This window comes from Dactylosporangium sp. CA-139114 (genome assembly GCF_050955725.1).
GTDB lineage: Bacteria > Actinomycetota > Actinomycetes > Mycobacteriales > Micromonosporaceae > Dactylosporangium.
In genome coordinates this window covers 2,791,583-2,815,005 of sequence record NZ_CP192080.1, presented here as the reverse complement: position 1 = coordinate 2,815,005, position 23,423 = coordinate 2,791,583, and the positions used below count along the sequence as shown (strand labels likewise).

The following is a 23,423-nucleotide window of genomic DNA, read 5'->3' as shown; positions in this document are numbered from 1 at the left end:
GGGCCGCCGCTATCCGCGCACCGCGACCTGCCCGGCGGCGGTCCGGCCCAGCGTCGTGAGCTCCTCGGCCGGGACCGGGCGGCCGTAGAGGTAGCCCTGCGCGTACTGGTAGCCGAGCCGCCGCAGCGCCTGCGCCTGGGCCTCGGTCTCGACGCCCTCGGCGACCGCGCGCAGCCGCAGCCCGTCCGCGATGCCGATGAGCGCCTCGGCGATGACCGAGCGGGCGCCGGCCTCGGTCACGTTGTCCACGAAGGACTTGTCCACCTTCAGCACGTCGACCGGGCAGGTGCGCAGCAGGCCCAGCGAGGAGTGCCCGGTGCCGAAGTCGTCGAGGGCGACCTGCACACCCAGCCGCTTCACCTCGTGCAGCTCGTCCAGGGCGGAGCCACCGTCGAACACCGCCGTCTCGGTCACCTCGACCATGAGGCACGCCGGCGGCAGGCCCGCGGCGCGCAGCTCGTCGCGCAGGCGCCCGGCGAACCCGGACTCGCGCAGCTGGCGCGGGGAGACGTTGACGGAGACGTACCGCAGCGCCTCCGGCCCGAGCTCGCGGCGCCAGCGGGCCGCCTGCCGGCACGCCTCGGCCAGCACCCACTGCCCGACGGGCACGATCATGCCGGTGCGCTCGGCGGCCGGGATGAACAGGTCGGGCCGGATCAGGCCGCGCTCGGGGTGCACCCAGCGCACCAGCGCCTCCACGCCGACCGGGCAGCCGTCGTCGAGGCGCACGATGGGCTGGTAGAACACGCGCAGCTGGCCGGTGTCGAGGGCGGTGCGCAGCTCGGCCGCGACCCGGGCCTGCTCGGCGCCGCGCTGGTCCATCGCCGGGTCGTAGGCGACCTGCCGGCCCTTGCCCTGCATCTTGGCCGCGTACATGGCCACGTCCGCGCGCCGCAGCAGCTCCCCCGCCGGGGTGCCCGGGCCGCCGACCGCGACCCCGATGCTCGCCTCGACCACGAGGGCGTGCCCGGCCGCGTCGAGCGGGCGGCGCAGCCCGGTGGCGAGCGCACCGAGGAACCGCAGCGCCTCGGGCTCGTCGGCGGCCGGGAACACCAGCGCGTACTCGTCGCCGCCGAGCCGGGCCACGAGCGACCCGGGGGCGACCACCTCCTCGAGCCGCCCGGCCACCGCACGCAGCAGGGCGTCGCCGGCCGGGTGGCCGAGGTCGTCGTTGATCGCCTTGAAGTCGTCGATGTCCACGAGCGCGACCGCGACCCGCGCCCGCTGCTCCAGCGCGCCGGTCACGTGCTGGCTGAGCAGACGACGGTTGGCCAGGCCGGTGAGCGAGTCGTGGGTGGCCTGCCAGGCGAGCGTCTGCACGAGCCCGGCGTTGTCGCGCAGCACGGTCAGCTGCCGCGAGGCCACGAGCACCACCAGCACGACGGTGCCGGCGGCGACGCCGAGGATGTCCCCGCCGTGCATCCAGGCGTCGGTGAGCAGGAGCACGCAGGTGGCGGAGACGGCTGTGTACGACACGAATCCCGGCCGCTCCCGCCGCGCCGGCGTCGGCGGGATCGCCCCGTCGGCGCGGCGCTGCCGGTCCGCGGCCAGCCCCAGCACGAGGCACGTGACGGGCAGGATGACGGGCGTGCCGTTGAGGTAGGGCCGCGAGTGCAGCAGCGGGGTCAGGGCCCCGCCGAGCGCCCCGACCCCGCCGGCCGAGGCGAGCAGGTAGAGCGCCCGCCGGTCCAGCGGCCCGGTCCCGGTGAACGCGATCTTGACGAACGCGAAGACGCACACGGCCAGGCACGCGAGCAGCGACATCACGGCCCGGGCCCCCGTCGCGTTCCCGCCGGACCACGCCTGCCAGTCGCTGAGCAGGAAGTGCCACGCGAAGGTCATGACGGCGACCAGGACGGTGGCCGAGTCGAGGCCGAAGCGCAGCCACTCCCCGCGGGTCCGCCGCGCCCCGGGGATGCGCAGCAGCGCCCACAGCAGCACCGCCAGCCCCGCGATGTAGATCGCCGCGGTCAGCGGCCCGACGTGCTGCGGCCGCACGATCCCGCGCAGCATGTCGACGCCGTTGCTGACCGCGCCGAGCCCGACGAGGGCCATCCCGAGCGCGACGTGCCGCCAGAACCGGGCCGCCCCGGGCGCGATCCCGTCCGCGGCGGCGGCGCGCAGGCAGCCCACCACGGCGAGCCCGACCACGGGCGGCACCGCCGCCCAGCTGATCAGCTCCGGGGTGGGGTGCAGCAGGCCGACCCCGAACCAGATCTCGGCCCCGGCGGCGAGCGCCGCGGCCGCGATGAGCAGCCGCGTCGGTCGCCAGGGCGCCACCCTCTCCACGCCGCCGAGATCGGCACCGCGCCGCCGTTCATGAACATTCCCGCCCCATGGCCCCGAATCCGCGTAGCGCGGCCCTCGTCGGGGTCGCGTTCGCGTGCGTCGGCCTCGAGCTGCGAGTCCTCCCCGGCCCCGCATAGGATTCGCACATGGTGACGGCCAAGCCGGCGGCCGGCGGCGGTCGCTGGGTGGAGATCTCCCCGGAGCGCCTGCGGGGCTGGCTGGACGGCTTCTACGGCCGCCATCAGGGCGCCGAGGAGGCCGGCCTGACGCTGACCGGCACGAGCAACGGCGACCGGGCGACCCTGCACCCGCCCCCGGGCCTGGACGCGGCCGAGGACATCGACGCGCTCCTGCGCGGGATCGCCTCCCCGCCCCGCATCGGGCTCCTCCTGGCCCGCAAGGGCGCCGTGGCGGTCGGGATCGCCGACAACGGCGCCATCACGTCCTCGAAGGTCGAGCGGTTCCACGTCCACGGGCGCACCGCCGCGGGCGGCTGGTCCCAGCAGCGCTACGCGCGCCGGCGCGACAACCAGGCCGACGCGGTCGCCGGCAAGTCCGCGGACATCGCCGAGCGGGTGCTGCTGCCCGAGGTCACGAGCCTCGCCGCGCTCGTCTGCGGCGGCGACCGCGGGATGGTCGAGGCGATCCTGGCCGACCGGCGCCTCGCCGCCCTGGCCGCGCTGCGCCACCCGCACCTGCTCGAGGTCGCCGAGCCCCGCCTGACCGTCCTGGAGGAGGCCGCGGTCACGGCCCGCAAGGTGCGCATCCATCTGGTGCCGTAAGCGAACGGGCCGCCCGGCGGGGTGCCGGGCGGCCCGTCTGCGGGACGGTCCTACGGGAAGTTGATCACGTTGTGCGGCACGACCGCGCTCGGCAGGGCGGCATCACCGGTGTCGTTGATGACGTGGGTGATGGAGCCCTTGCCCAGGGAGACGGTCAGGATGTTGTGGAACTTGACGTTGGGGTTGACCGGCGTCTCGTAGGAGTGGTAGGCGGCGATGGATTCGTCGCTGGTGAAGACGCAGTAGCTGCCCATGCCCCACGCCTCGTGCGAGGTGACCGTGTTGGCGACCTTGTAGGCGGCGTAGCCGGTGATCCCGTCGTGGGACCAGGCGGCGGCCGACGGCGGGTCGTAGGGCAGCTCGTTCTGGAAGAAGATGGTCTTGCCGCCGTTGCCGTTCCAGATGACGTTGTACTTCTCGAAGTGCTCGACGAACAGGCCGTAGGCGGTCACGTTCTGGCCGTTGACGATGAGCCCGGTGTCGGAGGGGTTGGAGGTCCAGCCCGCTCCGGCGCCGTGGTCGGCCCGCCAGGCCCAGATGTGGTCGATGATCGTGTTGTTGTTGTTGACCACGAGGGCGTTGGTGACCTTGGCCGCGCCCGCACCGCCGACGCGCAGGAACACGTCGGAGATCAGGTTCGGGGCGCCCGCGTGGTTGCCGGTCGCGCCGTTGGGGCCGACCTGCAGCAGCGCCGGGGAGTTCGTCGGGCCGGCGTCGAAGAGCAGGCTGGCGATCTTGACCCCGTCGACGTCACCGACGGCCATCGGCAGCGCGCCGTTGTCCGCCACGATCGTGGCGTAGCCCAGGCCCAGGACCACGGTGTTCGCGCGGTTGATGTTCACCGTCGAGCTCAGGTGGTACACGCCGGGGGTGAACAGCAGGTTCAGGCCCTGCGCGACCGCCTGGTTCAGCGTGGCGGCCGTGACGCCGGGCTTGGCCACGTAGAACTGGCTCAGCGGCAGCGACGTGCCCGGGGTCTGGCCGTTGATCCAGGTCGCCCCGCTGCTGTTGGTGCGCAGCGACGGCACGAACACCCGGTAGCCCGACGCGTCGGCGTAGAGGTACGGCTTCTCCTGCGTCACCGGCGAGGTGCCCAGGACGGTGTACGGCGGGTTCGGGAAGCTGTTCGCCGGGGCGCCCTGCACGCCGGAGAACACCATGTTCCACACGGAGCCGTTCCAGCTGCCGATGGTGGAGTCCCGGGTGAACCACTGCTGCTGCGAGCAGGGGTTGATGTTGCCGCTGACCCGCGAGTCGGCGATGTAGCCGCCGGACGCCCAGCCACAGTTCGGGCTGGCGAGGGTCATGCCGCCGTGCACGTCCATCCGGCGGAACGGCGCGGCCTGGGCGACGGCCCAGCGGTCGACACCGGAGACCGGGTAGACCGAGAGGTTCTCGGCCGAGCGCCAGAAGTTCTGGGTCGCGTTGCCCTGGAACCAGCCCGCGTCGACGGTGATGTCGCCGTGGATCTGCACGTCCTGCGGGTTCTGCCCGAGGCCGTTGATCGAGGTGTAGAAGCCGATCTGGGCGTTGAGACCCGAGTACGAGCCCGGCTTGAACAGGAACTGGTAGCGCTCGGTGCCGAACTGGTTCGTCTCCTGCTGGGTGAAGACCTGGTCCAGCTTCGCCTGGATGGTGGCGGAGGACTGGCTCGGGTCGAACACGATCACGTTCGAGCCGAGGTCACCGCCGCCCGGCAGCTGCGGGCCGGTCGGGGTCGGCGTCGGGCTGGTGGTCGGCGACGGCGACGACGTGGTCGGCGACGTGCCACCGGTGTTGACGATGAGCTCCCAGATCGAGTAGCCGTAGCCGGTGCCGCGGGCCGTGCCGTAGACGCGGATCCAGCGGCCGGAGCCGCTCAGGCCGCTGAGCACCTGGTTGCCGCCGGTGCCGCCGGTGACCGTCTTGATGGTCGTCCAGTTGGCGTTGTCGGTCGACGTCTGGATCTGGAAGTCCTTGCCGTAGGCGGCCTCCCAGTTGATGGTCACCTGGCAGATCGACTGCACGGAGCCGAGGTCGACGCGCAGCCACTGCGGGTCGCTCGCCGCGCTCGACCAGCGGGTGCCGGCGTTGCCGTCGACCGCCGCGGAGGCCGGGGTGCCGCCGTTCTCGGTGCTGGAGGCGTCGGCCGCCTTGCCCTGCGCCGCGTTGGCGGTGGTGTTGCACGGGCCGCTGGTCGGGTTCGTGGTGCCGAACGAGCCGTAGACCTGCATCTCGTACAGCGAGTAGCCGTAGCCGGTGGCCCGGGCCGTGCCGTACATGCGCACGTAGCGGCCGCTGCCGGTGACGGTCAGCGTCTGCGTCCCGCCGGTGCTGGTCGTGGTCGAGTAGACGTTGGTCCAGGTGTTGCCGTCGGGCGAGGTCTGGATCTGGAAGGACGTCGCGTAGGCGGCCTCCCAGTAGAGCTTGACCTGCGAGATCGTGGCCGTCTGGCCCAGGTCGACGCGGATCCACTGCGGGTCGCTGAACGCGCTGGACCAGCGGGTCCCGGTGGTGTTGCCGTCGAACGCGGCGGAGGCGGGCGTGCCACCGTTCTCGTCGGACGACGACAGGGCCGTCTTGCCCTGTGAGATCAGGGAGTCGGCGGCCGAGGCGGTGAGGGTGGTGGTGACCACGTACGTCGCCAGCACCACGAACGTGGCGATGGCGGCGAGGATCAGAGTTCGGCGGCGGCGGTTCGCCGTTGGCGGTGCGGCGGTGTGCATCACTGCTCCTGATTCAGGGCATGGCGGCAGCCGGACGAGCCGCCGCGGGGGTGCGGCGCCCGGTCTTGTGTTCCGGCCGACGGGGTGTCAGGCTCACCGGACCGGGAACGGGCGGCCCGGGAACCCGGGGTGAGGTTCGGAGAGCGCTCTCCAAGGACGAGGGTTATCCGTGGCAGCCCCGAAGTCAAGAGGGCTGCGGTTCCGGAACTGAAAATCTAGAGAGCGCTCTCTAGGAGTGAGCCCTCGGATCGAACCCTGTAGTCGATCCCCACATCCTGTGCGAACCGGGCCGCGGCCTCGGCGAATGCCCGCGATCGATCGTCGTGCCCGGCGAGCGGCTCGACGATCACCGCGGTGAAGGGCAGGGCGCTGAGCAGGTCCAGCCGGACCGTGTTCGTGCCGGTCTGGTCCAGGGCCAGCCCGACGCCCGCCGCCCGCAGCTCCCGCATGACCCGCCGCAGGACGCCGTCGACGGTCAGCTGCGCCGCCGGCAGCGCGAGGGTCAGCCCGTCCGGCTCCAGCCCGGCCTCGGCGAGCAGGCCGGTCAGCTCGGCGGCGAACCCGGGCGACACCAGCGCCGCCCGCCCCACCTCGAGCGTGAACGGCGGCCGGGCCGCCGCGAGCGCCCGCCGCAGATCGGTCAGCCGGGACTCGGGGGTCATGAGCAGACCGCTGAGATCCGGGGTGTACCGCGCATGCGTGCCCTTCCCGCGCCGCTTCGCCGCATACATGGCGATGTCGGCGTGGCGCAGCAGGTCCTGCGCGCCGTCGCCGTCGGCCCGGGCCGCGACCCCGACGCTCGCCGTTATCGCGAGCACGTGGCCGTGGGTGTGCACGGGCCGGTCGAGCTCGGCGAGGATGCGGGCCGGGAGGCCGTCCAGCCCGTCCTGTGAGCCCTTCGGCACCAGGACCGCGAACTCGTCCCCGCCCAGGCGCGCCACCAGGTCCGCCGGGCGCACCGCGGCCCGCAGGCGCCGGCCGACCTCGATGAGCAGGCCGTCGCCGACCGGGTGGCCGAGCGTGTCGTTGACGGCCTTGAAGTCGTCCAGGTCGACCAGGACGGCCGCGGCCGCGTGCTCGAGGCGCTCGTTGAACAGCGCCCGGTTCGGCAGCCCGGTGAGCGCGTCGTGCGTGGCCTGCTCGTGCAGGAGCCGCTGGTGCTCGCGCAGCGACCGCAGCAGCCCGTCGTTGTCGCGGAACGCGAGCAGCTGGCGGGCGACGACGGCGGCGGTGGCGGTCACGGCGCCGAAGAGCACGGGCAGGGTGCCGAGCTCGTCGACCGTGACGGCGACGAGGAGGAGGTTGACGGCGGCGACGGCGAGGTACGGCAGCACCGAATAGGGCCGTCGCCGCTCGACCGGGACCGTCTCGCCCGCGCCCGCCCGGCGCGCCTGCAGCACCCCGGCGACGGCGACCGTCAGCGCCTCGCACATGGTGACCAGGTCGGAGACGCCGGCCAGGCGGGGGCTGGACAGCACCGGGACCAGGGCGGAGCCGACCGCGCCGATCACGACCACGAGCGCGAGCGCCCGCAGGGCCCAGGCGTCGACGGCGGCGGTACCGGCGAGGATGAGCTTCACCACGGCCAGCACGGCGAGCAGGCACAGCACGCTCAGCACGACCAGGCCGAGCACCTGCGGCAGCGGCGCGCCCGCGACCCCGCGCAGCACGAAGTGCCACAGGAACGTCGCCGAGCAGACCAGCACCGTGGCCGCGTCGAGCCCCAGCCGCAGCCAGTCGCGGCGCCCGCGGACCCGGGTCGGCAGCCGCAGCAGGGCCCAGAGCACGAGCAGCAGGGCCACGGCGAGCAGCCCGACGGCGGCGAAGAGCAGCGGGCCGGACCGGCGCCCGCCCAGGCTCGCCTCCGTGAACGGGCCGGTCGAGGGGGCGATGAGCAGCGCGGCGACGGCGAGGTGACGCCAGAACCGGCGCCCGGCGGGGTCGAGCCCGGGCGTGCGCGACGCGGCCAGCAGGTAGCCCCCGCCGACCGCGATGCCGACCGCGCCCGGCAGCCAGCCCAGCACCAGCGCGCCGTCGAAGCCGGCGAGGCGCAGCAGCGCCCACGCGACGGCGACGGCGAACAGGGGCGCGTACACGGCGATCAGCCGGCTGGTCTTCACCGCCCGTCATCACCGCCTTTGCCCCGGCCGGCGGACCTCCGGCCGCCATACCTTCGGCCGACCCTGAGCCGAGATGAGCGGTATCGCCCACCCATCGCGGGCGGTGCGGACAGGGTAGCGCCAGGTGCGCGGCACGATCCAGTGCGCCGCAACAGTGGATCATTACTCAGTTTTGTGCCCGCCCGGCCGATCCGGCGGGCATGATTCGGGCATGACCAGGGTGCTCGGGCTGCCCAAGGCGCTCGACGGGCGGATCCGCTGGTTGTGCCTCGTGTTCGGGGTATTCTGCCTGCTGCTGGTGCTGCCGCGGGTCTTCACCGGCGACAGCGGCGCGTCCGTGCCCGCGCGGGTCGCGGCGGCCGGGGCCGCGGTGGTCCTCGGCTGCTGGTGGCTGCATCGGTACCGCCGGGAGAGCTACCCGCCGTGGTCCTGGCCCTTCGAGGCGTCCGCGCTGGCGATCATCGGCCTCGGCGTGCGCGACTGGACGAGCTCGCTCGGGCTCGCGTGCGTGCTCGTGGCCTACCGGGGGCTGTACGGCGCCTGGCCGCACGTGCTCGCCTACACGGTCGCCGTGCTGGTCGCGGTCACGGCCGTGGTCGCCCTGACCCAGCCGGACTCGCTCCTGCGGATGCTGCGGCAGGCGCCCGGAGTGCCGGCGCTGGCGCTCTTCACCGCCGTGGTCGCCGAGACCACCCGGCGTCTGGAGCGCGCCGCGGCCCGGGAGCGGGTCTTCGCGCGGCTCGGCTCGTCGCTGGGCACGACCGCCGACGCGCGGGCCGTGTGCCGGCACACCGTCGAGGCGGCCGTGGAGCTCATGACCGGCGCACCGGGCGCGTGGGCGGTGACGACCTGCCCGGGGCCGGAGGGCGAGCAGGTCACGGCGGTGGCCGGGCCCGCGCCGGCGACGGTGTTCGCGGGGGCGGGCGGGGCCCGGGCCGAGGAGTTCGAGCTGCGGATGTCCACGGTGCGGTACGGCACCCTCCTGGTCGGCGCCGCCCGGCCCGTGCCCGCCGAGTCCCGCCCCGCCCTGCAGTCGCTGGCCGCGCAGTCCTCGCTCGGGCTGGCGTGTGCGGAGCGGGCGGCGGCGCTGCAGTACCAGGCGTTCCACGACGCGCTCACGGGCCTGGCGAACCGGCAGCTGCTGCGCGAGCACCTGACCCGCGCGATGGCCCGGGCGCGCCGCGGGAGCCCGGTCGCGGTGCTGCTGATCAACCTGGACGGGTTCCGGAAGGTCAACGACACGTACGGCCACGCCGCCGGCGACCAGCTGCTCGCGGCCGCGTCCCGCCGGCTGCTCGACTCGATCCGCGCCGGCGACATCGCGGCCCGCCTCGGCGGCGACGAGTTCGGGGTGATCCTCGACGGGCTGAGCTCGACCGGCGACGCGGTATACGTGGCGAACCGCCTGCTGCACGCGATCCGCGAACCGGTCCGCGTCGCCGGTGTCGAGCTGAGCGCGACGGCCGGCATCGGCATCGCGTGCTGGCGCAACCACGCCGAGATCGACCAGCTGCTGCACGACGCCGACGCCGCCATGCACGGGGCGAAGCACGCCGGGCCGGGCCGGATCGGCATCTTCGCCGACGGGGCGGTGCGGGTCCTGTCACCGCTGGAGGCCGCGGCCTGACCCGGCCGGTTGCCAGATCTCCCGTTTCAGCGCCCTGACCTGCTCCCGCTGGTCCCGGATGAGCGCCGCGGCCGCCTCCCGGACCCGGTCCCGCGTGACCTCGCCGGCGACGCGGAACACCCGCAGCCCCCGGATCTCCAGCCGCCCGTCCCGCGACCGTCCACATGCGACGATCTCCGCCCTGCGCCGCACGTACTCCTCGGCCCGCCGTCCGACCGGCGCCGGCTCCCGCGTCAGCCCGGCCCGCCGCAGGGTCTGCCGGACCCGGGCCGCCCACAGCGCCCGCCCGATCGCCTCGAGATCCCCGGCCGGGCACGGCCCCGAGATCTCGACGGTGTCGTCGTGCAGCGTGGCGGTGGTGCCCCGCACGGTGACGGTCATCGCCATCCGAACAACCCCGGCTGATCCGTCAGGACCCTCCCGGTGTCCCGCAGCGCCCGGTGCACCTCGTCCTGCTTGTCGTGGACGTGCCGCCGCAATCGCGTGATGGCCTCCCGCACCCGGTCGGCGACCTCGGCGGGATCGTCGGCACTGAACGTGGTCCGCGGCGCCTCGGCCGGCCCGGTGGCCGCGGCGACCTGCGCCAGCCCGGCGATCCCGCCCGCGGCGAGCGCCAGTCCCCCGCCGACGGGGACGGCCACGATCGCCGCCACCGAGGCGACCACGGTGAAGGTGACCGTCCATTCGGTACGCGTACAGTCCCCGCACGCCCCGACCGCCGCCAGCCCCTGCTCCGCGATCTGGTCGGCGTCCTGCCGCGCCCTGGCCCAGATGTCGCGCTGCGCCTCGAGCCCGGCCTTGAGCACCACCCCGACGGTGTACTGGTTGCGCACGAACGCCGGCCACGGCTCGACGAACCCGGCCTTGAACCGCTCGGCGGCCTCCCCCTGCCAGTTGCGCAGCGAGCTGCTCAGGTCCCCGAGCCCCGGCGCGGCCAGTTCGCCGTCCCCAGTGGACAGTCCACGCAGGACATCACGCACCCGATCGACCCTGGCCTCGAAGTCCCGCGGATCGGGGAAGCCCGCGACCGGCCGGAACGCGTCGGGCAGGTCGGCGAACTCCCGCTCGATGCTCCGCCGCCGGTTCGGATCGTCCCCGGTCCCGGCGGACGCCACCGAGACCGCGAGATCGCGCATGTCGGCGGCGTGGCGCATCAGCATCTCGTACGTCATCCCCGAAGCACCCCGCCGGCGTCGCGCAACCGCCGGAACTCGCGGCCGGCCCCCGCATCGGCCTCGGCGTAGCGCACCACCGCGACGCACACCGCCTCGGCGGCCTCCTCGACCTGCCCGGCCGCGGCGGCGAGCACCCCGACCAGCTGCCACCGAAGCGAGACCCATTCGGCGTCGTCGTGCGGCACCGCCCGCAGATCCCGGGCCGCCCGCGCATACGTCTCCGCGAGCGCCGGCATCCGAACCCGCCCGACCCGCCACAGCTCCAACAGCTCAACACCCAGCACGGCGTCGGACGCTAGGCCGCCGAGCCGCCGGTCCGCGAGGGCGTTTCGCCCCTTTTGGCGGCTTCCTACCGCGGTCCGAGCAGGTCCCACCGGTTCCCGGCAATATCCCGGAACACCACGATCCGCCCGTACTCCTCCACACGGGGTGACCCTTCGATCACGACCCCGTGCTCGACGAGCCGCCGGAAGGCCGCATCGAAGTCCTCGACCCGCAGAAAGAACCCGACCCGCCCAGCCGCCTGCTCCCCAACCCCGGCCACCTGGCGCTCCCCATCCGCCTGCGCGAGGAGGATGCCGGTCTGCGCCCCGGGCGGCCGGACGACCACCCACCGCTTCGCCCGCCGCCCGGCACTCGTGAACGAGGGCGCGTCCTCGACGAGCTCGAACCCGAGCACGCCGACGAAGAACTCGATCGCCGGGTCGTACTCGTCCACCACGATCGTGACCAGCTCAAGCCGCATCGCGCGAGGGTAGCGGGGGTTGGCTCGCGGGAGGGGGATACTGCTTGGGCGGGGGGCGGGGGGATGCGCTACGCTGTACCGGCTGCGCGCGTGAGCGTGGGGCACCGGGACATAGCGCAGTTTGGTAGCGCACTTGACTGGGGGTCAAGGGGTCGTGGGTTCAAATCCCGCTGTCCCGACCAGCGAAATCGCAGGTCAGAGCCGGTCTTCTGGAAACAGGAGATCGGCTCACTTCGTTCTTGCCGTCCCGCCGGGAGAATTCCGGGAGACGATCTTGGGGTGATCACGCCCGCTCCTCCCGCAGCAGCCGGTCCAGCACACCGACGGGTGATCCCGGGCTCATCGCCCGCCGCGCAGCCAGCGCCGCGTTCCACAACGCTGTCAGGCCGTCGAGCAAGCGTCCGACCATGCCCGCCGTGACGTGCTCGTACGCCTCCTGGACCGACGTCTTCGCGTGCCCCATGTGCAGGTCCATCAACGGCCGAGGCGTGTTGAGCTCCACCATCATCGTCTTGTACGTGTGACGCAGCCCATGCGGCGTCAGGTCCATCGCGACCGGCGTCCAGCAGCAGTTCGCGCGTCCGCTCGCGTTCCGGCCGCGAACCGGCACGCCCGGCCACGGCTCGGCCAGCACCGGCACCGGCCGCGCCGGTTGCGGTGCCTTCGCCGGGTACCACCCCGACACCGCAGGGCCGAACAGCCAGGTCGCGAACCCGCTCCTGCGCCAGTGCGCGGCGGTCGGGCCGTCCGGTGGTCCACCGACGATGTACCCCAAATCGGTGATCGCCCGGTCGACGCGCACCCGGGTCTCCTCCGCCACCAGCTCCCGCCGGTTCAGCACGTTCCAGACCGTCCCGGCCGACACCCCGGCACGCCGGCCCACATCCGCCAAACGCGGCCCCTGCTGCCGGGAGCCCTGACGCGGGGGCCGGTGCCCGCTGTACACGTACGCCCGGCCGTGGCACGCGCAGGGCTTCAGGTCCGCCCGATCCATCTGCTCGGCCAGTAGCGCGGTCAGCCAGGGCGGCACGGCGATGGTGCGATACGAGTCGTCCTTGGGCGGGCAGCGCAGCAGTTCTCCGCTGTCCAGCTCGTACAGCTGCCACTCGACGCGGATCTCCCCCGGCCGCACGAACGAGCGCTCCAGACCCACCGTCTCCCCGAACCGCATGCCGGAGAACCCCATGCCCACCGTCGCGACGAACTCATCGTCCCGCCCCGACAGCAACGCCATCCGCTCCGCGATGAGCAGCACCCCGAGCGCGGTGGTAATCGTCTTCTCCGGCGCCCGCAGTTGCGAACGCCCCGCGACACGGCCACGTCCCCGGGGCCGGGAAGCCGGATTGAACGCGAGCAGCCCCTCACCCACGGCGTCAGCCAGAATGACGTGCAGCACCTTCCGCCAGCCCTGCACCGTCAGCGGCGCGTAGCCGGCCCGGCCTTCCTTCTCCCACCTCGCGATCTCCGCGCGCCCGTCACGCGCCAGCTCCGCCATCGTCATAGCCCCGAAGGCGGGCAGGATGTGACCCTCAATCGTCCGGCGGTAGCTCTGCATCGTCGACGCGGCCAGATCCTGCATGCCGTACCAGCGATTGACGAAGTCGCTGAACACCATCGCCGGGCTGGAACCAGGCTCACGCCGCCCCTCCCGGGCCTTGGCCTCCGCCTCGTTCGCAGCCCGCTCCGCATCGCGGCGCGTCCGGAACCGCACCGTCGCACCGTCGGCATCCTTCACCGCCGGGTACTTCCCCGCAGCCGACTTGTACCGAGCACGCCAGTAGCCGTCACGCTTCTCAGCGAAACCCATCCCGATCCTTCCTCCTCTCCGGCCTACGCCGCCGCAGACGACTGCACGCCCACACGCGGACGTCGCGGAGGCCGAGCCCGCAGCAGCGGCACGGCATCCGCCGAATCCGCCGCCCTGCGCACAGGGTTCACCGCTGCAACGTCCTGCCGCGTCGCGCCGACAGCCACCTCCCGCAACCGGATCACCGCGTCGATGTGCTCGGCCGTGAACCGGTACGCACCGCCGGTGCGGGTGTGCGGGGCACGGCCCTCCCGGGCTTCCTTCTTCAGCCACCAGGCCGAGCAACGCAGCACCGCTGCTGCTTCCTCCGCCGTGTAGAGCAGGGGGGCTGACGCGTTCGTGTCGCGTCCGGGAGCCCCCGCCAGGTCTCGCATGTCCCGTGCTTCCCTTCCCGTGTCTGGTGTCAAGCCGCGCTTGACGAGGAATCGACGTTCATGCGGCCAGGGCCGCGAGGTCTGCCAGGGCGGCTTCGTGGTGCTCACGGGCGAGTGCGGCGGAGGTGTTGGCGAGCATCGCGTCGGCGGTGGTGTGCCATCCGGCGCCGACGAAGGCGAGGAAGTTGACGACCAGGACGGTCGGGGTCTCGTCGGGCCGGTCGGCCGGCGGGCCGCTGGTCTCGACGCGGCGGAAGACGACCCGCTGTTGCCGCAGGAAGCTGAACGTCACGGAGTAGGCGCGGGACTTGGTGAGGAAGTGGCCGCCGAAGCCGAGCATGTGTGCCCAGCGGCGCAGCCGCAGGTACGGGTTCACGGCGTCGTCGTCCGGGGTGTCGTCGTCGGCGGTTGCCGGGCGCTCGAGGTGGCACGTCGGGCAGGCGGGCAGGACCGTGGACCGGTCGCAGCCGTGGCAGGTCCACGGGTCGCGGGTGCCCGCGGCCGGGCGGCCGAGCTGCCAGCAGGCGTCGAGAAGCCGGGCGGTGTGGTCGCCCTCGGGGTCGGCGTACAGGTCGATGGTGGCGGCGTTGAGCCGTCCCGAGGTGCTGCACGCGACGATGCCCAGTGCTCACCGGAAGCGTGACCACTGGGCATGCGAACGGTCGCGGACTGTGTTGGGGCTCCTATGTGATCACGACGCTTGGTGACGCTCGCTCCGCGAACATGCAGTCCCCGGCGACGCCGCCGCGCCTTAGCATCGAAGCACCGACATGGCGGGGAGTTGTGGATGCGATCTCGTATATCGCGGCCTCTGCGGATTCTCATTGCGGCAGGCTTGATCCTGACCCTGGCCTTCATTGACCACTACGTGTTCCATCGCTCGTTCGTGTACGTGCTTGTCTTCATTGGGTCGGTCGTTGGCCCGGTGGTCTGGCGCCGCCTGGAGGAAGCGGCGCAGCGGCGACGGACCCGTGCGCAGCAGGCTCCGAACGGGGCAGAACGCGATGCCTCCGGCGGGTAGGGCCTCCGGCCCTACGACCCGGGACCGGCCTCCGGCGGCCAGGGCATCCCGCCCTGGACCCGACGCTCCGGGATGCCAAGATCCGCCGCGGCCTCCCGCCGCACACCACAGACAGCCAGACCACACCTGCTCGCGCCAGGCCAAGCCGCTTCGCGGTCGCCTGCGGCGAGCCTGGCGCGAGCAGGCGCGGCCCGGCAGGGCAGAGCCTGCGCGACGGGATGCCACTTCAAGCACGGCGAGCGTTGCGGTGAGGACCGCAAGAACCACGTGCCGGGAGAAATCTGGGAGACGATCTTGCGAAATCGGCACCGGAAGACCTCGCCAGACCAACGCAGACCAAGGCTCCGACCAGGCTTTTCTCGGCGCGAACCAGGCCCGCCAACCCCTCTGACCGCGCTGGGGGTCACGGGGTCGTGGGTTCAAATCCCTGCTGCGCGACGGGTTGGCGACTGGCCTGCCGCTGCCGTTTCTCGACGCGTGAAGATCGACCATATGCCGCCTGAGCTGCCCTTTCGCACATGCCGCAGTCACCTCGGTTCCGCAGCTGCGGAGATGACTAGTCCACGCTTCCGTGGCCTGAGCTGTGGCAACTCTTGGTTACCTAGCGGTAGGGCGTGTCACTAGGCCGAAGCATCTGCCCAGGTCAACCCACCGGCTCCGCGTCCACCCCACGTTGGTGCAGTCGTGACGGTCGATCGCGATTCGCGGCCAGTTTGCCACACAAGACCGGACGTGGCGCCCCCACCCATCGACGACCGACTCTCAACGGAGTCGGTCGGATCTACTCCGCCATGCCTTCTGCCTCACGAGCCAAGAAGCATCGCCAAGGCCCTTACCTGCGGAAACGTCCTCGCCTAGTCACACGGCCAATCACTAGTTGGCCGTGCGTTCTCGCAGCTCAGTGACCAGTTCTGGTGCTCTAGGCGATCACTCAGCTGCGGAACCCGGGAGTCAGCCCCTGCCGCACAACCGGCCCCTTGACGCGTCCGGACCCCCCCACGTCCACTGTGGATGATCACGACACATCCGCGACACGTACATCCGTACGGGGATCTTGGGCCGCCTGGACGGATCGAGCCGTCTGTGGAGCGGCTGGTGAGCACGTTGACCGCGGAGCCGTTGATGCCGAGGCTCGAGATGAGCCAGACGTTTTGCCGGGCGTCGAAGGGCGGCCGAGGCGCCGCGGACGGCGCCTGCCTAGGCAGCGGTACCAGATGGAGTCGATCGTCGCCGACCTGGCCGAGGAGTGCGCCGGCGAGTGGAGCAGCGTCGCCTCGGCCCTGCGCGATCGCACCCGGCCCCGACGGGCCCGTCCCGGACTGCCTGCTCCGTTCGGCGGCGATCCTCGCCCGATGCGACACTTGCCCGCCGAGTCGGTCGGCCCGCAGGATTCCCGCATGTCGCGTCCCGGCCGGTCATCGGACTCCGTCATCGCCGTCGTATGCGCCGTGGCCGTGCTGGCCACGACCGCGGCCTGTGGCGGCCACGACGAGAAGCGGCCGCCGCTGCCCGCCGACCCAGGAACCGTCACCGTCGTCGCCGGGCAGGCCACAACGCTGCAGATCGGCGGGGGTGCCGACCTCATCATCCCGCCGGGGGCCATGACACCCGGCGCCAAGGTGAGCGCCACCTACCGGGGCGCGCCCGCCGGAGCCCTGGACGCCACCGCGTCCACCTGGTCGCCGATCGAACTCATCGCGGACCCGCCGGACGCCATCCACGGGCTGCTGACGCTCGAGTTCCCGGTGCCGGTCGACAAGCTGCCCGACGGCGTCGACCCGGCGATCGCGTTCGGGCTGTCGACCTACGACCCGGCGACCAAGACGTGGACACCGTTCGCCGCCACCTACGACGAGGGGCGTCACATGGTGGTCGCCCAGATCCCCCACTTCTCTTGGTGGGCGCCGTGGACGTGGGACTTCGACGGGATCTGGCGCGACGTCGCGCAGGGCTTCGGGCAGCTCACCGGCGCACGCTCCGGCCCGGCCCGGTGCAACGGCGCTGCGCCGGACTGGGTGCGCTCGATGGTCGGTATCGGCAACGGCGCCGACATCGCGATCCACTCCTGCGTGCAGGCGCAGAGCGACGTGCTCGACGTCGAGATGGTCAACAACCGGCCGTACGGACAGATCATGACCTACGGCAGCGGCGTGAAGTGGGGCTGGCACGACGAGGGCGACAGCGTCGAGGATAAGGCCCGCAACGCGGTGGTCGACCACTTCGTCGGCAAGAACCAGCTGTACATCCCGCCGCTCGGCCGGGCCTCGGTCGGCATTCTCAAGCCCGCCGCCAACAGCAGTTCCATGTGGTACATCGGTCCGACCGCCCTCACCGTCGGCACCGATCTCACCTTCTACGCGCTCGGCAAGGCCATCGACTACATCCCGCTCGTCGGTTGCACATTGTCCGCCCTGTTGTCGGCGAAGTTCGACCTGTCCATCGGCGCGCTGCGCGACGACCTCGTCGCGGTCGCCCAGTGCGTCTATGAGTCCGCACAGGACGCGCTCAAGCACGGCAAGCTGGACAAGGTAAAGGTCAACAAATTGGGTTCGATCCTCGGCAACCTCAAGAAGGCGTCGCTGCTGGCCCGGGGCATCGAGGTCGCGGGCGGACTGACCTGGAAGATCGGGGACCTGGTCGCCGACTGGGTGGTCAACCAGAGCAACCAGCTGGGCAACGGCTTTAGCGTGTTCAGCAAGGCGGCCGGGGCGACCGGGGCCACCGCGCCGCCAGCCGTCACGACCAGCACCAACCCGCCGTCGACGGGCGGCAGCGACAACCCGCCGCCGCCCGTCGACCGGACCGGGGTCGTCAGCTACAACCGGATGAGCGGCGGGGCGCCGTACTGGGGACGATCGTCGAAGGGCTGGCAGGGCTTCACGGCCGCGAGCAACACCGTCACCGTCGTCGGCGTGACGTGGAATGACAACAACTACACGCACGGCGCCACCCTGTCGGGCGTCACCACCCGGATCTCGCTGTGCACGGGCGTGGGCGGGGGCGCCGACCCGTGCGTCGGCCGGATTGCGGACGGATACGCCACGGTCAACAACACCGCGGACACCCGCATCGACTTCGGCGACGTCGGCGTCACGCGGGGCAACACCTACTACGTCTTCTACTACCAGCCGACGACCGATGCCGGAAACTGGGACCTGTACTGGTGGAACTGCCCGGCCTGCTCGGGCAAGGGCCGACAGAGCGCGGTGAACAGCGACCAGAACCAGGTCGTCGTCCTCGGCTACAACCGGTGAGATCCGCCCGGGCCCGACCCGACGACGACGCGCGCTCGCGGGGCCGGCTGGGCTACGATCGCCGCCCATGACGGCACAGGCGACGTACATGACGGTGCGCGAAGGCGACGTCACCGTCGCGCATAACTATGTTGGCGCGTACGAACTCCTCGAAATCAGTGAGCACGGGCCGAAGGTGCATCGCCCGGTTTTCTCGGTGCATGGCAGCGGCTCGAACTGTGGGATGAGTGGACCGACGACGACGGCGCCGAGGGCGGTCTGCTGATCGGCTTCGACCGCCGGGTGCTGATGATGTTCAGCGTCGACAGGGGGCCGGCGCTGCGGGCGGCCTACCTGGACGTGGGTGACCTATACCTGGCCGGGCTGGGGCGTGCGCTGGGCCTACGACGGCATCGCCGATCTGATCGGGCACGTCGGTTGCCTCGCTCCACGATCCGGACGAACGGGTGCGGATGTCGGCGCTCGGTCGGCTCGGCTCGACCAGCCGGCCCGACGCGGTGATGCCCCTTGCAGCCATCGCCGACGACCCCGCAGTGCGGGTCCGGGCAAGGACGGCCTACGCATTCGGACGCCTCGGCAGGGCCGAGGCGACACCGACTGTGGTGCGCTTGCTCGGCGACTCTGACCGGCACGTCCGGGACCAGGCTCTCGACTCGCTCGGCTCGATAGGCGGCTAAGCGGCTGTCGATGCCCTACTCGCGGAGGCGACCCATCAGGACCCGCGGCGGCGAGCGCAGTCCGCGAAGGCGCTCGCGAAGGCCGCCGACTCCAATACCCGGGTCATACCCCGGATCATGCTGCTGGGGCGAGACGATGAGGCAGCGGTGCTTGCGGCCACGCTGAGTGGGCTTGCGACTGCCGCCGACACCTCATCGCGTTGGGCGTCGCCCGTGGCCGAGCTGGCCGACGACGCCGACTCGACCGTTCGGCAGCGCGTCGCAGCCGTTGCAGTTCACCTCGCGCCCAGCGAAGTCGCCGACATCCTTCACCGCCTCGCTGACGATCGCGAAGCAACCGTACGCCAGGTCGCCACGGCCGAACTCGACCGCTTGCCCCGGTCACGCCGATAGCAGATACGGCAGGCGCAGCTCATCGGTCGGGCGAGAACAGCTGTCATCGGCATGTCCGTATAACAGAAGGCTTGGCGAAGGCCTGTCCGCCCGGTGGTCCTACATCGCCTTGACCGCCGCAACCAGTGCCGCAACGGCGGCGATTGCGGCGCTGGCGGAGCCCACGAGATTCGAAGCGCCCAGGGTTACCGACTTGACCAGTTGCGGGAAGTGCTGAACCTTCTGCCACTTGTGCTGCCTGTAGGAGCACCCAAGGAGGACGCCTTGAGCGTTCTTGCGGCATGGTTCACCACTACGTGTCGTTGCGCCACACCAGGCTGGCGCCACGAACATCATGTAAGCCAATCCAACGAGGAAGCCACCGGCAAGCACCAGTGGATCGACCGGCGTCTTGATCCACAGAATGAAGAGAGTTGCGATTAGAAGATACCCCCAGTACCGCTTCAAGAAGCGCTCCATAGTGGCTTAGAGTAGAACTGCGACCAGTTCCAAGGAATAGCTAAGCCCTCGATCAACTCTCATGAGGCGTGAATGAACCGTTGGCAGCGGCGCCGGACCCGTCAAGGTCACGTGCACGCTCATCGGCTACTTATAGGCTTGGATCTACGACCTCAACCCGGCCAGGTGGGGTCGAGGTGGCCGACGGGATCGCTCTCATCATCGGCTGCCCACGGCATCAGGGTGCGACTCTCATTTGGCGTGCGCCCGCCGGCCAGATGAGTGAGCCTCGACGTTGGTCGCGGGAGCCGATGACGACTACGCAAAGTGACCGAACTCCGGTTGATGGCCCAAGCTCGCACGTGACGTCGGAGACGGCCGGCCCTCCCCCACCTGGTCTTCAAATTTCTCCATCGCCTCCCGCACTGGGTCATCTACACCGCGATCAGACCACCTTCCGCCGGATCAATCTCGCCGCGCCCGGCTGACAGCCGGGAACGAACACCCCGGTCGGGATGGGCGCATCACCCGATTGGGGGTTCCCCCAGACGTATAGATCGCCGTTGTGGTGCACCTCGGCGAGCGATTCCATGAAGAGAGGACGACTCACGTCACAGCCTTACCGAGACGAACGACGGAGGTTGTCATGGCCGATGTCGATGTAGTCGTGCAGGACCCGGCGACCGGGTTGTTCTGGTTCCGGCTCGAGCTCGGCCGCGACCGCTCCGGGGCAAGAATGCAGGCCAGACGAAGCGGGTTCGTCACCGAGCAGGCCGCACTGACCGAGTACCGGCGGCTGCGCCGGCAGCGCGACGCGCAACGCCTCGACCGCGGATGTCCGACACGATGCAGACCCTCTGCGAGGACTGGCTCACCGCCCGGGAGCAGCAGTTGCAGCCCAACACGGTGTACAGCTACCGCTGTCTGCTCCACCTCATCTACCCGTACGTCGGCCGGGTCCGCGCATCACGGCTCAGCGCCGGCATGGCCGAACACGCCTACCAGCAGCTGGAGGCCGCCGGCTACTCCCGCACCACCCTGCGAACCCTGCACCTGATCCTGACCAAGGCATTCGGCGAACAGACCGGCCGTACCCTCGGCGCCCACAAACCACGAGAAACCGACGACCTCCGGCCGGTGTGGACGCTGAGCGAAGCCCTCACCTTCCTCGACCACGTCGCCGGCGACCGGCTGTACCCGCTCTGGCGGCTCCTGCTGACCACCGGGCTACGCCGCGGCGAACTGTGCGGCCTGCAATGGTGCGACCTCGAACCCGACCTCGGCGCACTCACCGTCCGGCGGCAACGCGTCGTCGAAGACCCCACCAGCCGCGTACGCGACCAACCACCGAAATCCCATAACGGCAACCGCACCGTGATCCTCGACCGACCACCCTCACCGCACTGCTCACCATCAGGCCAACCGCGAACGCGGCGCTCGCCTCCGGCTCCATGTTCACCGGCCGCCACGGTCAGCCGCTGCGGCCGGACAACCTCAGCAACCGGTTCAACGAACTCTTCTGCCACCCGGGCTTCTATGTGCAGGACGGCCAGGTCGTCCCACAGTTCATGAGCGGGTGGCCGACGCTGCTGGCCGCCGGGTTCTGGGCCTTCGGCCGGCACGGCGCGTTCGCGCTGCCCGGGCTCGTCGGCGGCGCCGCGATCCTCGCGGTCGATGGCCTGGCGGCGCGGCTGCGCGGGCCGCGATGGGCCCCGTTCGCCACCCTCCTGCTCGCCGTCGCGTGGCCGATGCTGCGGGTCAGCCAGACCACACACTCCGAGCCCCTCGCCTGCCTGAGGCTCGCCGGTGGCCTGTGCCTGCTCACCGACGGCTGGACAATCGGTGCCGGCGCCGAAGTGGCCGGTACCGATCGGACATCAGTGCGGCGACGGGCGGGCGGCCTGCTGCTCGGGCTGCCGTACGTGATGGTCAACTGGTCGTCAGTCCGGCTCATGATCGTCATGCTGGTTGTCGTGGCCGCCGGGACGGTGGCTGCCGCGCTGGTGTTGCGGTGGCGCTCCGTCCGCCTCGAACCGCGCCGCCGGCGACGTTCTCGCCGCCGCGGCGGTGGCGGCGGTCGCCGTGGCCGGCGTAGCGATCGCCGGGCGGCCGCTGCTGGCTGGCGTTGGACGGCACCCGCGGCTACGCCGAGCACAGCTTGTCCTGGGTGACGTGGTACCTCGGCTGGCCGGCCGTGCTGCTGGCCTGGGGCCGGGCTCATGGTGGCCGGTCGCCGCCGTCACCCGCCGGGAATGGCGGCTGCTGCCGATACTGCTCGTATATGCGGGTTCGGGCGCCGCCTCGCTGCTGCGCCCGGCGATCACACCGGACCACCCGTGGGCCGACCGGCGGCTCGTCGTGGAGGTCCTCCCCGCTGTCGTGCTCTTTGCCACCTTTGCCGTCGCTCGCGCGAGCCGCACATGGCGGTACGCCGCCATTGCCCGGTCGGCGAGGCCGGCGCTGCGGATGCTCCTGCCGGCGCTGCTCATGACGGCCGCGCTGGTTCCCGCCGTGCCGGTGTACGCCCAACTGGCGCCGCTACGCACCGAGCTCGGCGAGCCCCGGGCGACCGCCGCCGGGTGCCAGACACTCCGGCCCAACGATTCCGTGATCCTGCTCGACCCTTGGTGGGCGCCGACCATCCGCGACGAGGGCGGGCTGCCCGTCGCGATGCTGACCGACCCCCCGCTGCCCCGGATGCACTCGGTGGTGGCGGCCGTTCGGGCAACCGACCGGGAACCGGTGTTGCTGGCCAGCACGATGAGCGCCCTCGCGCCGCACGGGGTGACGGTGCAGAAGGTCGTCGACCAGTGGGAACAGCACGATCAGCACCAGCTGCTCAAACGGCCGAACGGCCTCGAGCGGGAACGTCTGCAATGCTGGCTGGCGCGCCCCTAGCCGGGGTGTGACTGCTCCCCGTACAGCGCCGCGATCCGCGCCCAATCGGTGCCGGCCGTGTCGGCGGCGCTCGCGCGCTCCGCGGCGATCAGTGCCTCCAGGTGGTACCGCCCGGGCTCCTTCCCGCCCGCGCGGCCCGGCGGAACGTGGCGGCCGATGAAGTCCAGCAGCTGCAGGCCGTGGCCGATCTCGGCGCGGTTCCAGCCCACCCCTGAGGGTAGGCAACGGGCCTAGATCCAGTAGGTGAGGTGGGGCGGAGCCGGAGCGAGCTAGCGTCTGAGCTGGTTGCGCTTGAAGGGATTTCGCCATGTCATCGACTGCAGCCCTGCTCGCCCTCGTCCTGCTCGTGCTGATCATCGCCGGTGTCGCGGCTGCGACCTTCGGCCGATTCCGCCGTTCGCCGCGGCGGCGCGGGCAGCGGCTCCGCGGCGCCGGCAGGACCGGCGGTACCGCAATGCAAGACGGCAGCTCGATCGATCCGGCGGCGGGCGCGGCGCCACCGCCCTACCAGGAGCCGCCACCACCCACAGATGCCGATGCCGCCGGCGGCCCGGCCTATGCGGCACCGACCGGCGGCGACGCCTACGGGACGGACGACACGGGCGCACAGCAGCCGGCCCACCAACCGCGGGCGGCCTCTGACCCCCAGCCGCAGCAGTACCCCGCCACGCAGCAGCCGGGGATCTGGGAAACCACGCAGACCGACGAGTTCCGGCGACGCTGGCACAAGGTGGAGAGCCGGTTCGTCCAGGACCCGCCGGGCAGCGTGACCGAGGCGCGGCAACTGGTCGACGAGGCGGTGAAGGCCCTCGCCGAAAGCGTGCACAGCCGCGAGGAGCAGATCGCACGCGGCGGTGCGCGGGCGTCCGACAGCATCGCGGACATGCGCGACTCCGTGCTGCAGTACCACCGCCTGCTCGATCGGCTGTTGTCCGTCTGAGCAGCTGTCAGCGGGAGGCGGGACGGCGACGGCGGCCTTGTCACCGGCCCCGGCTGCGGCCTCGGGCGAAGGGCACCAGCGGCAGCATCAGCCACGGCCGGCACCACGGGCGGCTGCGCCGTGCGTGCGGGGCGATCGGCGGTATCGACGACGCATGCCGGCCGCCATCGCGGGTAGT

23 protein-coding genes and 1 tRNA gene are annotated in these 23,423 nt (G+C 71.7%); 12 read left to right on the top strand and 12 right to left on the bottom strand.

Annotation, left to right across the window (positions count from 1 at the left end; genetic code table 11):
• Positions 1 to 9: 9 nt before the first annotated feature.
• Complete coding sequence (locus ACQP2P_RS12745) at positions 10 to 2,280, bottom strand: putative bifunctional diguanylate cyclase/phosphodiesterase (RefSeq protein ID WP_433615794.1); 2,271 nt, start codon at positions 2,278 to 2,280, stop codon at positions 10 to 12.
• Between the two features lie 155 nt (positions 2,281 to 2,435).
• Here ACQP2P_RS12745 and ACQP2P_RS12740 point away from each other — a divergent pair, with 155 nt between their 5' ends.
• Positions 2,436 to 3,071 (top strand): acVLRF1 family peptidyl-tRNA hydrolase, encoded by a 636-nt coding sequence (locus ACQP2P_RS12740; RefSeq protein WP_433615792.1) that lies wholly within the window; start codon positions 2,436 to 2,438, stop codon positions 3,069 to 3,071.
• A 50-nt stretch (positions 3,072 to 3,121) separates the two neighbouring features.
• Here ACQP2P_RS12740 and ACQP2P_RS12735 read toward each other — a convergent pair whose 3' ends face one another.
• Positions 3,122 to 5,776, bottom strand: a complete 2,655-nt coding sequence (locus ACQP2P_RS12735) for a discoidin domain-containing protein (protein ID WP_433615791.1) — start codon at positions 5,774 to 5,776, stop codon at positions 3,122 to 3,124.
• Between the two features lie 215 nt (positions 5,777 to 5,991).
• Positions 5,992 to 7,896, bottom strand: coding sequence for a diguanylate cyclase domain-containing protein (locus ACQP2P_RS12730; protein ID WP_433615790.1), 1,905 nt, complete (start codon positions 7,894 to 7,896; stop codon positions 5,992 to 5,994).
• Between the two features lie 211 nt (positions 7,897 to 8,107).
• On the opposite strand from ACQP2P_RS12730, the gene ACQP2P_RS12725 reads away from it, so the two are divergent.
• Positions 8,108 to 9,523, top strand: coding sequence for a diguanylate cyclase domain-containing protein (locus ACQP2P_RS12725; protein WP_433615788.1), 1,416 nt, complete (start codon positions 8,108 to 8,110; stop codon positions 9,521 to 9,523).
• Here the strand turns inward: ACQP2P_RS12725 and ACQP2P_RS12720 are convergent.
• The 4 genes from ACQP2P_RS12720 to ACQP2P_RS12705 all read right to left on the bottom strand — a co-directional run bounded on the left by ACQP2P_RS12720 (position 9,500) and on the right by ACQP2P_RS12705 (position 11,443).
• A complete protein-coding gene (locus ACQP2P_RS12720) occupies positions 9,500 to 9,910 on the bottom strand; it encodes a hypothetical protein (protein WP_433615786.1) in 411 nt (136 codons plus the stop codon). The two genes, ACQP2P_RS12725 and ACQP2P_RS12720, sit on opposite strands and share 24 nt — an antisense overlap.
• Entirely contained in the window at positions 9,901 to 10,695 is a 795-nt protein-coding gene (locus tag ACQP2P_RS12715; RefSeq protein ID WP_433615784.1) for a hypothetical protein, read from the bottom strand. Before ACQP2P_RS12715 ends, ACQP2P_RS12720 begins: the two co-directional genes overlap by 10 nt.
• Positions 10,692 to 10,982: a hypothetical protein gene (locus ACQP2P_RS12710; RefSeq protein ID WP_433615782.1), complete on the bottom strand. Its 291-nt coding sequence runs from the start codon at positions 10,980 to 10,982 to the stop codon at positions 10,692 to 10,694. The genes ACQP2P_RS12715 and ACQP2P_RS12710 overlap by 4 nt, the downstream gene beginning before the upstream one ends.
• Positions 10,983 to 11,047: 65 nt before the next feature.
• On the bottom strand, positions 11,048 to 11,443 hold the full coding sequence (locus ACQP2P_RS12705; RefSeq protein WP_433615781.1) for a VOC family protein: 396 nt from the start codon (positions 11,441 to 11,443) through the stop codon (positions 11,048 to 11,050).
• Between the two features lie 105 nt (positions 11,444 to 11,548).
• Here ACQP2P_RS12705 and ACQP2P_RS12700 point away from each other — a divergent pair.
• Positions 11,549 to 11,625: transfer RNA gene (locus ACQP2P_RS12700), tRNA-Pro, on the top strand.
• 101 nt (positions 11,626 to 11,726) lie between these two features.
• Here ACQP2P_RS12700 and ACQP2P_RS12695 read toward each other — a convergent pair.
• Genes ACQP2P_RS12695 through ACQP2P_RS12685 form a run of 3 tightly spaced genes read right to left on the bottom strand, consistent with a single transcriptional unit; the run spans position 11,727 to position 14,195 of the window.
• Complete coding sequence (locus ACQP2P_RS12695) at positions 11,727 to 13,250, bottom strand: LacI family DNA-binding transcriptional regulator (RefSeq protein WP_433615779.1); 1,524 nt, start codon at positions 13,248 to 13,250, stop codon at positions 11,727 to 11,729.
• 23 nt (positions 13,251 to 13,273) lie between these two features.
• Positions 13,274 to 13,624, bottom strand: coding sequence for a helix-turn-helix domain-containing protein (locus ACQP2P_RS12690; protein WP_433615778.1), 351 nt, complete (start codon positions 13,622 to 13,624; stop codon positions 13,274 to 13,276).
• Positions 13,625 to 13,682: 58 nt separating this feature from the next.
• Complete coding sequence (locus ACQP2P_RS12685) at positions 13,683 to 14,195, bottom strand: replication initiator (protein WP_433619116.1); 513 nt, start codon at positions 14,193 to 14,195, stop codon at positions 13,683 to 13,685.
• A 264-nt stretch (positions 14,196 to 14,459) separates the two neighbouring features.
• Here ACQP2P_RS12685 and ACQP2P_RS12680 point away from each other — a divergent pair, with 264 nt between their 5' ends.
• The 5 genes from ACQP2P_RS12680 (at position 14,460) to ACQP2P_RS12660 (ending at position 18,969) form a co-directional block, all read left to right on the top strand.
• Positions 14,460 to 14,645, top strand: a complete 186-nt coding sequence (locus tag ACQP2P_RS12680) for a hypothetical protein (protein WP_433615777.1) — start codon at positions 14,460 to 14,462, stop codon at positions 14,643 to 14,645.
• 1,352 nt (positions 14,646 to 15,997) lie between these two features.
• Complete coding sequence (locus ACQP2P_RS12675) at positions 15,998 to 17,899, top strand: hypothetical protein (protein WP_433615775.1); 1,902 nt, start codon at positions 15,998 to 16,000, stop codon at positions 17,897 to 17,899.
• Positions 17,900 to 17,966: 67 nt separating this feature from the next.
• Positions 17,967 to 18,164, top strand: a complete 198-nt coding sequence (locus tag ACQP2P_RS12670; RefSeq protein WP_433615773.1) for a hypothetical protein — start codon at positions 17,967 to 17,969, stop codon at positions 18,162 to 18,164.
• Positions 18,165 to 18,351: 187 nt separating this feature from the next.
• The gene (locus ACQP2P_RS12665) at positions 18,352 to 18,576 is read left to right on the top strand and encodes a HEAT repeat domain-containing protein (protein WP_433615772.1); all 225 of its coding nucleotides are present in this window, start codon (positions 18,352 to 18,354) and stop codon (positions 18,574 to 18,576) included.
• A gap of 117 nt (positions 18,577 to 18,693) precedes the next feature.
• Positions 18,694 to 18,969 (top strand): hypothetical protein, encoded by a 276-nt coding sequence (locus ACQP2P_RS12660; protein ID WP_433615771.1) that lies wholly within the window; start codon positions 18,694 to 18,696, stop codon positions 18,967 to 18,969.
• Between the two features lie 99 nt (positions 18,970 to 19,068).
• Here ACQP2P_RS12660 and ACQP2P_RS12655 read toward each other — a convergent pair whose 3' ends face one another.
• A complete protein-coding gene (locus tag ACQP2P_RS12655; RefSeq protein WP_433615770.1) occupies positions 19,069 to 19,428 on the bottom strand; it encodes a hypothetical protein in 360 nt (119 codons plus the stop codon).
• Positions 19,429 to 20,241: 813 nt separating this feature from the next.
• Here ACQP2P_RS12655 and ACQP2P_RS12650 point away from each other — a divergent pair.
• The 3 genes from ACQP2P_RS12650 to ACQP2P_RS12640 all read left to right on the top strand — a co-directional run bounded on the left by ACQP2P_RS12650 (position 20,242) and on the right by ACQP2P_RS12640 (position 22,305).
• Complete coding sequence (locus tag ACQP2P_RS12650) at positions 20,242 to 20,979, top strand: tyrosine-type recombinase/integrase (protein ID WP_433615768.1); 738 nt, start codon at positions 20,242 to 20,244, stop codon at positions 20,977 to 20,979.
• Positions 20,976 to 21,578 carry a hypothetical protein gene (locus ACQP2P_RS12645; RefSeq protein ID WP_433615766.1) on the top strand — a complete coding sequence of 201 codons (603 nt, stop codon included), beginning with the start codon at positions 20,976 to 20,978 and terminating at the stop codon, positions 21,576 to 21,578. The genes ACQP2P_RS12650 and ACQP2P_RS12645 overlap by 4 nt, the downstream gene beginning before the upstream one ends.
• Before the next feature lie 187 nt (positions 21,579 to 21,765).
• Positions 21,766 to 22,305 carry a hypothetical protein gene (locus ACQP2P_RS12640; protein WP_433615764.1) on the top strand — a complete coding sequence of 180 codons (540 nt, stop codon included), beginning with the start codon at positions 21,766 to 21,768 and terminating at the stop codon, positions 22,303 to 22,305.
• Here ACQP2P_RS12640 and ACQP2P_RS12635 read toward each other — a convergent pair.
• Positions 22,302 to 22,514 (bottom strand): hypothetical protein, encoded by a 213-nt coding sequence (locus tag ACQP2P_RS12635; RefSeq protein WP_433615762.1) that lies wholly within the window; start codon positions 22,512 to 22,514, stop codon positions 22,302 to 22,304. The two genes, ACQP2P_RS12640 and ACQP2P_RS12635, sit on opposite strands and share 4 nt — an antisense overlap.
• A 137-nt stretch (positions 22,515 to 22,651) precedes the next feature.
• Between ACQP2P_RS12635 and ACQP2P_RS12630 the strand changes: the two genes are divergently transcribed.
• Positions 22,652 to 23,245 carry a hypothetical protein gene (locus ACQP2P_RS12630; RefSeq protein WP_433615760.1) on the top strand — a complete coding sequence of 198 codons (594 nt, stop codon included), beginning with the start codon at positions 22,652 to 22,654 and terminating at the stop codon, positions 23,243 to 23,245.
• Positions 23,246 to 23,423: the final 178 nt, after the last annotated feature.

What these genes read in the sequence shown, in the direction of transcription:
- ACQP2P_RS12705 (WP_433615781.1), bottom strand. Translation starts at nt 11,443, where the DNA reads ATGCGGCTTGAGCTGGTCACGATCGTGGTGGACGAGTACGACCCGGCG.
- ACQP2P_RS12660 (WP_433615771.1), top strand. Translation starts at nt 18,694, where the DNA reads ATGCTGCTGGGGCGAGACGATGAGGCAGCGGTGCTTGCGGCCACGCTG.
- ACQP2P_RS12725 (WP_433615788.1), top strand. Translation starts at nt 8,108, where the DNA reads ATGACCAGGGTGCTCGGGCTGCCCAAGGCGCTCGACGGGCGGATCCGC.
- ACQP2P_RS12720 (WP_433615786.1), bottom strand. Translation starts at nt 9,910, where the DNA reads ATGGCGATGACCGTCACCGTGCGGGGCACCACCGCCACGCTGCACGAC.
- ACQP2P_RS12740 (WP_433615792.1), top strand. Translation starts at nt 2,436, where the DNA reads ATGGTGACGGCCAAGCCGGCGGCCGGCGGCGGTCGCTGGGTGGAGATC.
- ACQP2P_RS12645 (WP_433615766.1), top strand. Translation starts at nt 20,976, where the DNA reads ATGAGCGGGTGGCCGACGCTGCTGGCCGCCGGGTTCTGGGCCTTCGGC.
- ACQP2P_RS12665 (WP_433615772.1), top strand. Translation starts at nt 18,352, where the DNA reads ATGTCGGCGCTCGGTCGGCTCGGCTCGACCAGCCGGCCCGACGCGGTG.
- ACQP2P_RS12735 (WP_433615791.1), bottom strand. Translation starts at nt 5,776, where the DNA reads ATGCACACCGCCGCACCGCCAACGGCGAACCGCCGCCGCCGAACTCTG.
- ACQP2P_RS12715 (WP_433615784.1), bottom strand. Translation starts at nt 10,695, where the DNA reads ATGACGTACGAGATGCTGATGCGCCACGCCGCCGACATGCGCGATCTC.
- ACQP2P_RS12655 (WP_433615770.1), bottom strand. Translation starts at nt 19,428, where the DNA reads ATGGAGCGCTTCTTGAAGCGGTACTGGGGGTATCTTCTAATCGCAACT.
- ACQP2P_RS12650 (WP_433615768.1), top strand. Translation starts at nt 20,242, where the DNA reads ATGTCCGACACGATGCAGACCCTCTGCGAGGACTGGCTCACCGCCCGG.
- ACQP2P_RS12690 (WP_433615778.1), bottom strand. Translation starts at nt 13,624, where the DNA reads ATGCGAGACCTGGCGGGGGCTCCCGGACGCGACACGAACGCGTCAGCC.
- ACQP2P_RS12670 (WP_433615773.1), top strand. Translation starts at nt 17,967, where the DNA reads ATGACGGCACAGGCGACGTACATGACGGTGCGCGAAGGCGACGTCACC.
- ACQP2P_RS12695 (WP_433615779.1), bottom strand. Translation starts at nt 13,250, where the DNA reads ATGGGTTTCGCTGAGAAGCGTGACGGCTACTGGCGTGCTCGGTACAAG.
- ACQP2P_RS12675 (WP_433615775.1), top strand. Translation starts at nt 15,998, where the DNA reads ATGCGACACTTGCCCGCCGAGTCGGTCGGCCCGCAGGATTCCCGCATG.